The 11,854-nt window shown below is 59.8% G+C and carries 10 protein-coding genes; 9 read left to right on the forward strand and 1 reads right to left on the reverse strand.

The window, feature by feature from the left end; genetic code table 11:
• Positions 1 to 168: 168 nt before the first annotated feature.
• From PMI32_RS06255 to PMI32_RS06225, 7 genes are all read left to right on the forward strand, one after another.
• On the forward strand, positions 169 to 1,428 hold the full coding sequence (locus tag PMI32_RS06255) for a D-mannose isomerase (protein WP_008032966.1): 1,260 nt from the start codon (positions 169 to 171) through the stop codon (positions 1,426 to 1,428).
• 117 nt (positions 1,429 to 1,545) lie between these two features.
• Positions 1,546 to 2,853 carry an ABC transporter substrate-binding protein gene (locus PMI32_RS06250; protein ID WP_008032967.1) on the forward strand — a complete coding sequence of 436 codons (1,308 nt, stop codon included), beginning with the start codon at positions 1,546 to 1,548 and terminating at the stop codon, positions 2,851 to 2,853.
• A 160-nt stretch (positions 2,854 to 3,013) separates the two neighbouring features.
• Positions 3,014 to 3,922: a carbohydrate ABC transporter permease gene (locus tag PMI32_RS06245; RefSeq protein ID WP_008032969.1), complete on the forward strand. Its 909-nt coding sequence runs from the start codon at positions 3,014 to 3,016 to the stop codon at positions 3,920 to 3,922.
• The gene (locus tag PMI32_RS06240) at positions 3,915 to 4,760 is read left to right on the forward strand and encodes a carbohydrate ABC transporter permease (protein WP_008032971.1); all 846 of its coding nucleotides are present in this window, start codon (positions 3,915 to 3,917) and stop codon (positions 4,758 to 4,760) included. Before PMI32_RS06245 ends, PMI32_RS06240 begins: the two co-directional genes overlap by 8 nt.
• 4 nt (positions 4,761 to 4,764) lie before the next feature.
• Positions 4,765 to 5,925, forward strand: a complete 1,161-nt coding sequence (locus tag PMI32_RS06235; RefSeq protein WP_008032972.1) for an ABC transporter ATP-binding protein — start codon at positions 4,765 to 4,767, stop codon at positions 5,923 to 5,925.
• Positions 5,926 to 6,117: 192 nt separating this feature from the next.
• On the forward strand, positions 6,118 to 7,464 hold the full coding sequence (locus PMI32_RS06230) for a carbohydrate porin (RefSeq protein WP_008032973.1): 1,347 nt from the start codon (positions 6,118 to 6,120) through the stop codon (positions 7,462 to 7,464).
• 116 nt (positions 7,465 to 7,580) lie between these two features.
• A complete protein-coding gene (locus PMI32_RS06225; protein ID WP_008032974.1) occupies positions 7,581 to 8,435 on the forward strand; it encodes a D-hexose-6-phosphate mutarotase in 855 nt (284 codons plus the stop codon).
• A 130-nt stretch (positions 8,436 to 8,565) separates the two neighbouring features.
• Here PMI32_RS06225 and PMI32_RS06220 read toward each other — a convergent pair whose 3' ends face one another.
• Complete coding sequence (locus PMI32_RS06220; protein ID WP_177318169.1) at positions 8,566 to 9,426, reverse strand: MurR/RpiR family transcriptional regulator; 861 nt, start codon at positions 9,424 to 9,426, stop codon at positions 8,566 to 8,568.
• Positions 9,427 to 9,668: 242 nt separating this feature from the next.
• On the opposite strand from PMI32_RS06220, the gene zwf reads away from it, so the two are divergent.
• Both zwf and pgl read left to right on the forward strand, forming a co-directional pair.
• Positions 9,669 to 11,138 carry a glucose-6-phosphate dehydrogenase gene (zwf, locus tag PMI32_RS06215; RefSeq protein WP_008032976.1) on the forward strand — a complete coding sequence of 490 codons (1,470 nt, stop codon included), beginning with the start codon at positions 9,669 to 9,671 and terminating at the stop codon, positions 11,136 to 11,138.
• Positions 11,125 to 11,838: a 6-phosphogluconolactonase gene (gene pgl / locus PMI32_RS06210; RefSeq protein WP_008032977.1), complete on the forward strand. Its 714-nt coding sequence runs from the start codon at positions 11,125 to 11,127 to the stop codon at positions 11,836 to 11,838. The genes zwf and pgl overlap by 14 nt, the downstream gene beginning before the upstream one ends.
• The last annotated feature ends 16 nt before the right edge of the window (positions 11,839 to 11,854 follow it).

Below are 11,854 nucleotides of genomic sequence, written 5' to 3' on the forward strand. Positions count from 1 at the left end.
CTGTAGGAGCCAGCTTGCTGGCGATAGCGTCATTGAAAACGCCATCGCCAGCAAGCTGGCTCCTACAAAATGTCACCATTCGGTGACATAACTCGCCCCCTTCGTTACAAGCCCGCCACCGCCCGTTGTTTAGACTGCCCGCAGTCATAACAACAAAAAAGGCACCCCATGGACACCTTCCAACCCGCCTTCAGCAGTTGGCTGAACGCACCGGCCCATCAGCAATGGCTCGCCGCCGAAGGCTTGCGCCTGTTGGCATTCGCCAAGGTTTCGACGCTCCCCGAGGGCTTCGGCAATCTCGACGAAAAGGGCTGTCTGCCGGCCAACGCCCATGCCGAAACCATGAACACCGCGCGCATGACCCACAGCTTCGCCATGGCGCACATCCAGGGCCTGCCGGGTTTCGCCGAGCTGGTGGATCACGGCATCAATGCCCTTCGCGGACCGTTGCGTGATGCCGAGCATGGCGGCTGGTTCGCCACCGCGCATCCCCTTGACGACAACACCGGCAAGGCCGCTTACCTGCACGCCTTCGTTGCCCTGGCCGCCAGTTCCGCCGTGGTGGCGCGGCGTCCCGGCGCACAGGCCTTGCTCGATGACGCGATCCACATCATCGACACGTATTTCTGGAGTGAGGAGGAGGGCGCAATGCGCGAATCCTTCAATCGCGACTGGCGTGAAGAGGAACGTTATCGCGGTGCCAACAGCAACATGCACGCCACCGAAGCCTTCCTCGCCCTGGCCGATGTCACGCAAGACAATCGCTGGTTGTGCCGCGCGCAACGGATCGTCGAGCGCGTGATTCATGGTCACGCCGCCGCCAACGATTACCTGGTGGTCGAACATTTCGATCGCGACTGGCAGCCGTTGCGCGACTACAACCACGACAACCCGGCCGACGGTTTCCGTCCTTACGGCACCACGCCGGGCCACGGCTTCGAATGGGCCCGGCTGTTGCTGCACCTCGAAGCTGCGCGAGTACAGGCCGGGATGCTGACGCCCGGTTGGCTCGCCACCGACGCGCAAAAACTCTTCGAGCACAACTGCCGCCACGGCTGGGATGTCGACGGGCTGCCCGGGATTGTCTACACCCTCGATTGGGATAATCGCGCGGTGGTTCGCCATCGCTTGCACTGGACCCATTGCGAAGCCAGCGCCGCCGCCAGCGCGCTGCTTAAACGCACGGGCGATGAGCAATATGAAACCTGGTACCGACTGTTCTGGGAATTTTGTGACAGTCATTTCATCGACCGCTGCGAGGGCAGTTGGTATCACGAGCTCGATCCGCAGAACCGTCCGAGCGCCGATATCTGGGCCGGCAAACCCGATCTCTATCACGCCTGGCAAGCCGTGTTGATTCCGCGCCTGCCGCTGGCACCGAGCATGGCCAGTGCCTTGGCGAGTCTGTCCCAGAGCGGTTCTATGTAACCATGCGGTGACATTCACGCGTCCCTTCGTTACCTGCGAGGGGATGACTCCTGTTTAAAATCCTATGCAGCGCAAGCACCAGACTTGCATGCATAACAACAAGAAAGGTACTTCCAGATGAATGCGATTTCTCGCCTCGCTACTGTCATTTCTCTCGCGTCGCTGCTTCCCCTCAGTGCATTTCCCCTCAGTGGCCTTGCCGCCGATTCCAAAGGTTCGGTGGAAGTTGTTCACTGGTGGACGTCGGGTGGTGAAAAAGCAGCGGTCGATGTCCTCAAGGCTCAAGTCGAAAAAGACGGCTTCACCTGGAAGGACGGCGCAGTCGCCGGTGGTGGCGGTTCCACGGCCATGACCGTACTGAAAAGCCGCGCAGTCGCCGGTAACCCGCCGGGCGTTGCCCAGATCAAAGGCCCGGACATCCAGGAGTGGGGCAGCACTGGCCTGCTCAGCACCGACACCCTGAAAGACGTTTCCAAGTCCGAAGGCTGGGATAACCTGCTGATCAAGAAAGTCTCCGACACCGTCAAATACGAAGGCGACTACGTGGCCGTTCCGGTGAACATTCACCGTGTGAACTGGCTGTGGATCAATCCTGAAGTGTTCAAGAAAGCCGGGATCGACAAAGCCCCGACCACCCTCGAAGAATTCTACGCCGCCGGCGACAAGCTCAAAGCCGCCGGTTTCATCGCGCTCGCCCACGGTGGTCAGCCTTGGCAAGACAGCACCGTGTTTGAAGACGTGGTGCTCTCGGTCATGGGCGCCGACGGTTACAAAAAAGCGTTGGTAGACCTGGATCAGAAAACCCTGTCCGGGCCGGAAATGACCAAGTCGTTCACCGAGCTGAAAAAACTCACCGGCTACATGGACCCGAACCGCGCCGGTCGTGACTGGAACATCGCTGCCGCCGAGGTCATCAACGGCAAGGCCGGTATGCAGATGATGGGCGACTGGGCGAAAAGCGAATGGACTGCGGCGAAGAAAGTCGCCGGCAAGGACTACCAGTGCGTGCCGTTCCCGGGCACCGAAAAAGCCTTCACCTACAACATCGACTCGATGGCTGTATTCAAGTTGAAAGCTGATCGCAAGGGTGACATCGCCGCCCAGCAAGACCTGGCCAAGGTCGCTCTGGGTACCGATTTCCAGAAAGTCTTCAGCATCAACAAGGGTTCGATCCCGGTCCGTACCGACATGCTGAACGAGATGGACAAGCTCGGTTTCGACGCCTGCGCTCAAACCGCCGCCAAGGACTTCCTGGCGGACGAGAAGACCGGCGGCCTGCAACCAAGCATGGCGCACAACATGGCCACTTCCCTGGCCGTGCAAGGCGCGATCTTCGACGTGGTCACCAACTTCATGAACGACAAGGACGCTGACCCAGCCAAGGCCAGCGCCCAACTGGCATCGGCTGTCAAAGCCGCCCAGTAATCCCTGCGCCGCAGGTACGCCTGCGGCCTGACCCGACGCGCTCTACTGTAGGAGCCGGCTTGCCGGCGAGGCGGTGTGCCTGACACACCGCGGTGTCTGAATCGCTGGCAAGCCAGCTCCTACAGATTGCTCTTCATTTCTCTAAACCTGGATTATCCCGATGAGCTCTGTGGCGGTTTTCAGCAAAGCCTCACCGTTCGATGCGCTGCAACGCTGGTTACCCAAGTTGGTACTCGCGCCAAGCATGCTCATCGTGTTGGTTGGTTTCTACGGTTACATCATTTGGACATTCATACTGTCCTTCACCAATTCCAGCTTCATGCCGAGCTACAAATGGGTCGGCCTGCAGCAATACATGCGCTTGATGGACAACGATCGCTGGTGGGTCGCGAGCAAGAACCTCGCGCTCTTCGGCGGCATGTTCATCGGCATCAGCCTGGTATTGGGCGTGTTCCTCGCGGTGCTGCTGGACCAGCGCATTCGCAAGGAAGGCTTCATTCGTACCGTTTACCTGTACCCGATGGCGCTGTCGATGATCGTCACCGGTACTGCCTGGAAATGGCTGCTCAACCCAGGCCTGGGCCTGGACAAAATGCTGCGTGACTGGGGCTGGGAAGGCTTCCGTCTCGACTGGCTGGTGGATCAGGATCGCGTGGTGTACTGCCTGGTGATCGCTGCCGTGTGGCAAGCCTCCGGGTTTGTGATGGCGATGTTCCTGGCCGGTCTGCGCGGTGTCGATCAATCGATCATCCGTGCCGCGCAAGTCGACGGTGCGAGCCTGCCGACCATCTATTTGAAGATCGTCCTGCCGAGCCTGCGCCCGGTGTTTTTCAGCGCCTTCATGATCCTCGCGCACATCGCGATCAAGAGCTTCGACCTGGTGGCGGCGATGACGGCGGGCGGTCCCGGCTACTCGTCCGACCTGCCGGCGATGTTCATGTATTCCTTCACCTTCAGCCGTGGCCAGATGGGCATCGGTTCGGCCAGCGCCATGCTGATGCTCGGTGCCGTGCTGACCATCCTCGTGCCGTACCTGTACTCCGAGCTGCGAGGCAAACGCCATGACTAATCAACTCGGAAAACCGACGCTGAGTTTCAGCCGCATCGCGATTTACGCCACGCTTCTGCTGGCCGCTGCGGTGTACCTGATTCCGCTGATCGTGATGCTGCTGACCAGCTTCAAATCCCCGGAAGACATCCGTACCGGCAACCTGCTGAGCTGGCCGACCGTCATTGACGGCATCGGCTGGATCAAGGCCTGGGACGTGGTCGGCGGGTACTTCTGGAACTCGGTGAAAATCACCGTGCCGGCGGTTTTTATCTCGACCTTCATCGGTGCCATGAACGGCTACGTGCTGTCGATGTGGCGCTTCCGTGGCTCGCAGTTGTTCTTCGGCCTGTTGCTGTTCGGCTGCTTCCTGCCGTTCCAGACCGTGCTGCTGCCGGCCTCGTTCACCCTCGGCAAGTTCGGCCTGGCCAACACCACCACCGGTCTGGTGCTGGTGCACGTGGTCTACGGGTTGGCGTTCACCACGCTGTTCTTCCGCAACTACTACGTGAGCATTCCGGATGCGCTGGTCAAGGCTGCACGGCTTGATGGCGCAGGCTTCTTCACGATTTTCTGGAAGATCCTGCTGCCGATGTCGATCCCGATCGTGATGGTCTGCCTGATCTGGCAGTTCACCCAGATCTGGAATGACTTCCTGTTCGGCGTGGTCTTCGCCAGTGGCGATGCCCAGCCAATTACCGTGGCCCTGAACAACCTGGTCAACACCAGCACCGGGGCCAAGGAATACAACGTTGATATGGCCGCCGCGATGATCGCCGGGCTGCCGACACTGCTGGTCTACATATTCGCTGGCAAGTATTTCCTGCGTGGGCTGACGTCCGGCGCGGTCAAGGGGTAGAAACATGGCAACTCTCGAATTACGCAACGTCAACAAGACCTACGGCGCCGGTTTGCCGGACACCCTGAAAAACATCGAACTGAAGATCGATGACGGGGAATTCCTGATCCTGGTCGGTCCGTCGGGCTGCGGTAAATCCACGCTGATGAACTGCATCGCCGGCCTGGAAACCATCAGCGGCGGCGCGATCCTGGTGGATGACGCCGACATCAGCGGCATGAGCCCCAAGGATCGCGACATCGCCATGGTGTTCCAGTCCTACGCGCTGTACCCGACCATGAGCGTGCGCGACAACATCGCTTTCGGCCTGAAGATTCGCAAAATGCCCGCCGCCGAAATCGACGAAGAAGTCGCTCGCGTCTCCAAACTGCTGCAGATCGAACACCTGCTGAGCCGCAAGCCCGGCCAGCTCTCCGGCGGTCAGCAACAGCGTGTGGCGATGGGCCGTGCCCTGGCGCGGCGGCCGAAGATTTATCTGTTCGACGAACCGTTGTCCAACCTCGACGCCAAGCTGCGCGTCGAGATGCGCACCGAAATGAAACTGATGCACCAGCGCCTGAAAACCACCACGGTCTACGTGACCCACGACCAGATCGAAGCGATGACGCTGGGCGACAAAGTGGCGGTGATGAAGGACGGGATCATTCAGCAGTTCGGCACGCCGAAAGACATCTACAACAACCCGGCCAACCTGTTCGTGGCGAGCTTCATCGGTTCGCCGCCGATGAACTTCATCCCCCTGCGTTTGCAGCGCAAGGACGGTCGTCTGATGGCGCTGCTCGACAGCGGTCAGGCGCGCTGCGAATTGCCGTTGGGCATGCAGGACGCCGGTCTGGAAGATCGCGAAGTGATCCTTGGCATGCGCCCTGAGCAGATTGTGCTGGCGGGCAGCGAGCCGAATGGTTTGCCGACCATTCGCGCCGAAGTGCAGGTCACCGAACCGACCGGTCCGGACACGCTGGTGTTCGTCAATCTCAACGACACCAAAGTCTGCTGCCGCCTGGCACCGGACGTTGCGCCGGCCGTGGGCGAGACCCTGACCCTGCAATTCGATCCATCGAAAGTGCTGCTGTTCGATGCCAAGACCGGGGAGCGCCTGGGGGTGGCTGGTCTGCCAAAAACCGAAGTTCACAGCGCCAACGTAACCCAGTTCAAAAACCGCTGAAGATCAAATGTAGGAGCCGGCTTGCCGGCGATAGCGGACTGACATTCAACATCAATGTCGACCGTTAAACCGCTATCGCCAGCAAGCTGGCTCCTACAGGGGGAATCCGTGGTGGATGGCCTGTCATCCGCCGCAACCGATGTAACCGCGTTAGATAAAAACAGTTAATAACAATAAAACGAGGATGTAGGGATGAAGAAGAACAACAACGCTCAGCTTATCTGCCAGTTGTCGGCAATTGCGGCAATGATGTTGGCCGGTAGTGTGCACGCGGCTGACGCGTTCAGCGCTGATTCCGAATGGATGACCGGTGATTGGGGTGGTGAGCGGACCAAGCTGATCGAGCAAGGCATCGACATCAAGATGGACTACGTCGGTGAAGTGGGCAGCAACCTTCACGGCGGCTTCAACGACGACAAGACAGCGCGTTATGCCGACCAGTTTGGTTTGGGCGTGGCACTGGACCTGCAAAAACTGTGGGGCTGGGATAACACCCAGGCGAAGATCCAGCTGACCAACCGTAATGGCGAGAACATCTCCAATGACCGTGTCGGCGACCCGCGTGCCGGCACCTTGAGTTCTTCCCAGGAAGTCTACGGTCGCGGCCATATGGTCCGTCTGACCCAGTTGTGGATCAAACACCAGTTCCTCGACGGCAAACTGGACGTCAAGGCCGGTTACTTCGGTGAAGGCGAAGACTTCAACACCTTCCCTTGCGAGTTCCAGAACCTGGCGTTCTGCGGTTCCCAAGTGGGTAACTGGGCGACCAACATCTGGTACAACTGGCCGATCAGCCAGGCCGCGATCCGCGTGAAGTACAACATCTCGCCTGAGTTCTATGCGCAGATCGGCGCGTACAACCAGAACCCGACTCAACTGGAGCACGGTAACGGCTTCAAGCTCAGCGGCAGTGGTACAGAGGGCACCGTGTTGCCGGTGGAGCTGGTCTGGTTGCCTAACCCTAACAACCTGCCGGGCGAATACCGTGTCGGTTACTACAAAAGCACGGCCGATGCCGATGACGTTCGTGAAGACGACAACGGTGCTGATGCTGCCACCAGCGGCAACGCTTACCGCAGCCACAGCAGCAAGTCCGGCTACTGGTTCGTGGCGCAGCAACAGCTGACCGACCACAACGGTGACAAGAGCCGCGGTCTGACCGTTTCGGCCAACGCCACGTTCCACGACAAGGACACCAACTTCGTCGACAACTATCAGTCGTTGATGTTTGTGTACAAAGGCCCGTTCGATGCCCGTCCGAAAGATGACGTCGGTATCGGTTTCGCGCGTATCCATGTCAACGATGACGTGAAGAAAAACGCCGAGCTGGTCAACGCCGCCAACAATGTCACGGACTACAACGATCCACGGTTCTCGCCACTGCGTACCACCGAGTACAACTACGAGATCAACTACGGCTTCCACGTTACCAACTGGCTGACCGTGCGTCCTAACCTGCAATACATCACTCACCCGGGCGGTGTGGATGAAGTCGATAACGCGCTGGTCGCCGGCCTGAAAATTCAGTCGGTGTTCTAACGCTGTTGCGATAAGCTCCTCTCTATGTGCGCATTTTTGCGGACAGCCCAGGCTGTCCGCTTTTTTTTGGGGGGGCGGCGCACCCCGGTGACAGCTGATTTTCAGGACCGTGGCACATGCATGAGCATCCGCTACAACGCTTCTTCAAATCCTTGCGCGAACGTCCGGTGTTTGCGTGGGAGCGCTATCAGATGCGCGACGTTTTGGTGATCGATCACCCGCTGTGTCAGGCGGTGTTCAGTCGTCAGGGCGCGCAGTTGCTGCACTTTCAGCCCAAGGGCCAGAAGCCCTGGCTCTGGTGTGCGGCGAAGTGGCCGCATGTCGGCGCGATTCGCGGCGGCGTGCCGGTGTGCTGGCCGTGGTATGGCCGCCATCCGAGCGAAAACGCCTGGCCGTCCCATGGCTGGGCACGCTTGCTGGACTGGAAGCTGCTCGACAGCAGTCACGACGATGACGGCGTGCGCCTGCACTGGCAATTGCAGTTGTGCGACTGGCAAGTGGACCTGCATGCGCACCTTGGTGAGCGCATGGAGTTGCGCCTGAGCACCGAGCATCAGGACAGCCTGCCGTGCCAATTGAGCCAGGCATTGCACGCCTATTGGCGTATTGGTGATGTTGGTGAGATAGCGCTGTCTGGGCTCGACGGGGCGCAAGGTTACGACCAGTTGAACCGCCAGGTTTGTCAGCAGGAAGGCGAGTTGCGGGTAGAGGGTGGCTGTCAGCGGGTGTTCCAGCATGACGGCGAATTGCAGCTCAAGGACCACGCCTGGCAGCGGGAATTGTGCATCGATACCGGGGATGATGCGGACACGGTGGTCTGGCACCCGGGGACGCGTCCGCTATTGGGCGTGAGCTGGAACGAGATTTCCGAGTTTGTCTGTGTGGAAGCGGCGAGCGGCGGGACTGATAGCCTGAGTCTGGCGCCGGGGCAGAAAGCGCATTTGAGTTTGCAGGCGCGGGTGGGGGTTTAGCTCAAGATCTGTAGTGCTGCGACTGGCCCCTTCGCGAGCAGGCTCGCTCCCACAGTTGGAATGCATTCCCCTGTGGGAGCGAGCCTGCTCGCGAAAGCGGCCTATCAGGCAATAAAAATTTCAGACCCGATTAATTAAACTCATCCCCAATCGGATACCGGCTCGCATTCAAACTCTCTTTGATCTTGCGCAAATGCGGCTGGAAATCCACGCCACGGCGCAAGGTCATGCCGGTCGCCAGCACGTCCAGCACGGTGAGCTGAATGATCCGCGAAGTCATCGGCATGTAGATGTCGGTGTCTTCCGGCAGCGGAATGTTCAGGCTCAAGGTACTGGCCTTGGCCAGCGGCGAACCTTCAGCGGTCAAGCCGAGCACCGATGCGCCGTTTTCCCGGGCGATACGCGCCACTTCCACCAGCTCGCGGGTGCGGCCGGTGTAGGAAATGATCACGAACAACTCGCCGGTGTGGGCCACCGAGGCAATCATGCGCTGCATCAGCACGTCCGCATGGGCGGTGACGGCCAGGTTGAAGCGGAAGAATTTGTGTTGCGCATCCAGCGCCACCGGGGCTGAGGCACCGAGGCCGAAGAAGTGGATCTGCCTGGCCTGGATCAGCAAGTCGACGGCGCGGCTGATCAGGTTCGGGTCCAGCGCCTGCAAGGCACTGTCCAGCGACGCGATGGCGCTGCCGAAAATCTTCTTGGTATAGGCTTCCGGATTGTCGTCGGCCTCGACCGCACGGCTGACATACGCCGCGCCACTGGCCAGGCTCTGGGCGAGCTGAAGCTTGAGTTCGGGGTAACCGCTGACGCCGAACGAACGGCAGAAACGGTTGACCGTCGGCTCGCTGACCTTGGAGGCCTGGGCGAGGGCGGCGATGCTGAACCGGGTGGCCTGCTGTGGGTTGAGCAGGATCACTTCGGCGACTTTGCGTTCCGCCTTGTTCAGGTCTTCAAGGCGATTCTGGATCTGTTCCAGTAAATTTCGCACGCGGTCCATATGATTTCCTTGGTGCACCTACACGAGTGCACTGCGATGCAAATAAGGGTGTTGCTATGCAAATTGGGCCTTTGATAGGGCCCCAAGCGGTGGCCTATCCTACTGATGGCACCAACCGACCACCACTCGGAATCTGTATTTTGCGAAAATGTTGTGGTTATTACTACATTTTCTCTTGAGCGATGCCTTGAAAAAAGGTATTTGTAGCTTAACTTGATAAAAGAACAAACATCATGCCTTCGATTACGGTTGAACCGTGCACCTTTGCCTTGTTCGGCGCGCTTGGCGATCTGGCCCTGCGCAAGCTGTTTCCTGCCCTCTATCAACTCGATGGCGCAGGCCTGCTGCACGAGGACACGCGCATCATCGCGCTGGCCCGTGAGCCCGGTAGCGAACAGGAGCATCTGGCGTTCATCGCGTCCGAGCTGCGCCGCTACGTCGGAGCCAAAGAGCTGGACGAGGCGGTGGTCGAGCGCTTCCTGTCTCGTTTGAGCTACCTGCACGTCGATTTCCTCAAGGCTGACGATTACCTCGCCCTGGCCGAACTGGCCGGCAGTGCCCAGCGGGTGATTGCCTATTTCGCCACGCCGGCCGCCGTTTATGGCGCGATCTGCGAGAACCTGGCGAAGGTCGGTCTGGCCGAGAACACCCGCGTAGTGCTGGAAAAGCCGATCGGTTCGGACCTCGAATCCTCGCGCAAGGTCAACGACGCCGTGGCGCAGTTCTTCCCGGAGAACCGCACCTACCGCATCGACCACTACCTGGGCAAAGAGACCGTTCAAAACCTCATCGCCCTGCGTTTCGCCAACAGCCTGTTCGAAACCCAGTGGAACCAGAATTACATTTCCCACGTGGAAATCACCGTGGCCGAGAAGGTCGGGATCGAAGGCCGCTGGGGCTACTTCGACAAGGCCGGTCAGCTGCGGGACATGATTCAGAATCACCTGCTGCAACTGCTCTGCCTGATCGCCATGGACCCGCCGGCCGACCTGTCCGCCGACAGCATCCGTGACGAGAAAGTCAAAGTGCTCAAGGCGCTGGCGCCGATCAGCCCGGAAGGCCTGACCACGCAAGTGGTGCGCGGCCAGTACATCGCCGGTTACAGCGAAGGCAAATCAGTTCCCGGCTACCTGGAAGAACCGAATTCCAACACCCAGAGCGACACCGAAACCTTCGTCGCCCTGCGTGCCGACATCCGCAACTGGCGTTGGGCCGGCGTGCCGTTCTACCTGCGTACCGGCAAGCGCATGCCGCAAAAGCTGTCGCAGATCGTCATCCACTTCAAGGAACCGTCGCACTACATCTTCGCCCCGGAGCAGCGCCTGCAGATCAGCAACAAGCTGATTATCCGCCTGCAACCGGACGAAGGCATTTCCTTGCGTGTGATGACCAAAGAACAAGGCCTGGACAAGGGCATGCAGCTGCGCAGCGGTCCGTTGCAGCTGAATTTTTCCGACACCTGGCGCAGCGCACGGATCCCCGACGCCTACGAGCGGTTGTTGCTGGAAGTGATGCGTGGCAATCAGAACCTGTTTGTCCGTAAAGATGAAATCGAAGCCGCGTGGAAGTGGTGTGACCAGTTGATCGCCGGGTGGAAAAAATCCGGTGATGCGCCCAAGCCGTACGCGGCCGGGTCCTGGGGACCAATGAGCTCCATTGCTCTGATCACGCGGGACGGGAGGTCGTGGTATGGCGATATCTAATTTGCAATTGCCGCAGGGCGTCAGCGCCCATGCGTTCAAAAGCCCGGTGCTGCTGGCCGAAGGCCTGGCACTGCAAGTGGCCAGGCAGCTGAGCGAGGCGATCGATGCTCGAGGCACGGCCACGCTGGTGGTGTCCGGCGGGCGCAGTCCGGTGGCGTTTTTCCAGCACCTGGCCAAGCAGACGCTGGACTGGTCGAACGTGGTGGTCAGCCTGGCGGACGAGCGCTGGGTGCCGGTTGAACATGCCGACAGCAATGCCGGTCTGCTCAAGCGTTACCTGTTGCAAGGCCCGGCGGCCAAGGCTCAGTTCCTGAGCCTGTACAGCGCCACCGCGAACCTGGAGCAAGCGGCCGAACAGGCTGATCGCCTGTTCGCCGAGCTGCCGACGATTGACGTGTTGGTGCTGGGCATGGGCGACGACGGCCACACCGCGTCGCTGTTCCCGAACAGCCCGAACCTGGCCGATGCCTTGAAAACCGACGGCAAGCGTCGTTGCTACCCGATGCTGGCGCCAACCGTGCCGCATCAGCGCCTGACCATGAGTCGTGCGCTGCTGGCCTCGGCCAAACACAAGATTCTGTCGATTTCCGGTCAGTCCAAGCTGACCACCCTGAGTTTCGCGCTGGCCGGTGACGATGTCGCCGAAATGCCGATCCGCGCGTTTCTGCAACCCACGTTAGAGATTTACTGGTGCCCATGAGCCAAGGAACAGCCGC

The sequence above is a fragment of the Pseudomonas sp. GM60 genome, from assembly GCF_000282415.1.
GTDB lineage: Bacteria > Pseudomonadota > Gammaproteobacteria > Pseudomonadales > Pseudomonadaceae > Aquipseudomonas > Aquipseudomonas migulae.

Bases quoted from the DNA above. Each gene is read 5' to 3' on its own strand.
- PMI32_RS06235 (WP_008032972.1), top strand. From the start codon at position 4,765: ATGGCAACTCTCGAATTACGCAACGTCAACAAGACCTACGGCGCCGGT.
- pgl (WP_008032977.1), top strand. From the start codon at position 11,125: ATGGCGATATCTAATTTGCAATTGCCGCAGGGCGTCAGCGCCCATGCG.
- PMI32_RS06250 (WP_008032967.1), top strand. From the start codon at position 1,546: ATGAATGCGATTTCTCGCCTCGCTACTGTCATTTCTCTCGCGTCGCTG.
- PMI32_RS06255 (WP_008032966.1), top strand. From the start codon at position 169: ATGGACACCTTCCAACCCGCCTTCAGCAGTTGGCTGAACGCACCGGCC.
- PMI32_RS06240 (WP_008032971.1), top strand. From the start codon at position 3,915: ATGACTAATCAACTCGGAAAACCGACGCTGAGTTTCAGCCGCATCGCG.
- PMI32_RS06230 (WP_008032973.1), top strand. From the start codon at position 6,118: ATGAAGAAGAACAACAACGCTCAGCTTATCTGCCAGTTGTCGGCAATT.
- zwf (WP_008032976.1), top strand. From the start codon at position 9,669: ATGCCTTCGATTACGGTTGAACCGTGCACCTTTGCCTTGTTCGGCGCG.
- PMI32_RS06225 (WP_008032974.1), top strand. From the start codon at position 7,581: ATGCATGAGCATCCGCTACAACGCTTCTTCAAATCCTTGCGCGAACGT.
- PMI32_RS06245 (WP_008032969.1), top strand. From the start codon at position 3,014: ATGAGCTCTGTGGCGGTTTTCAGCAAAGCCTCACCGTTCGATGCGCTG.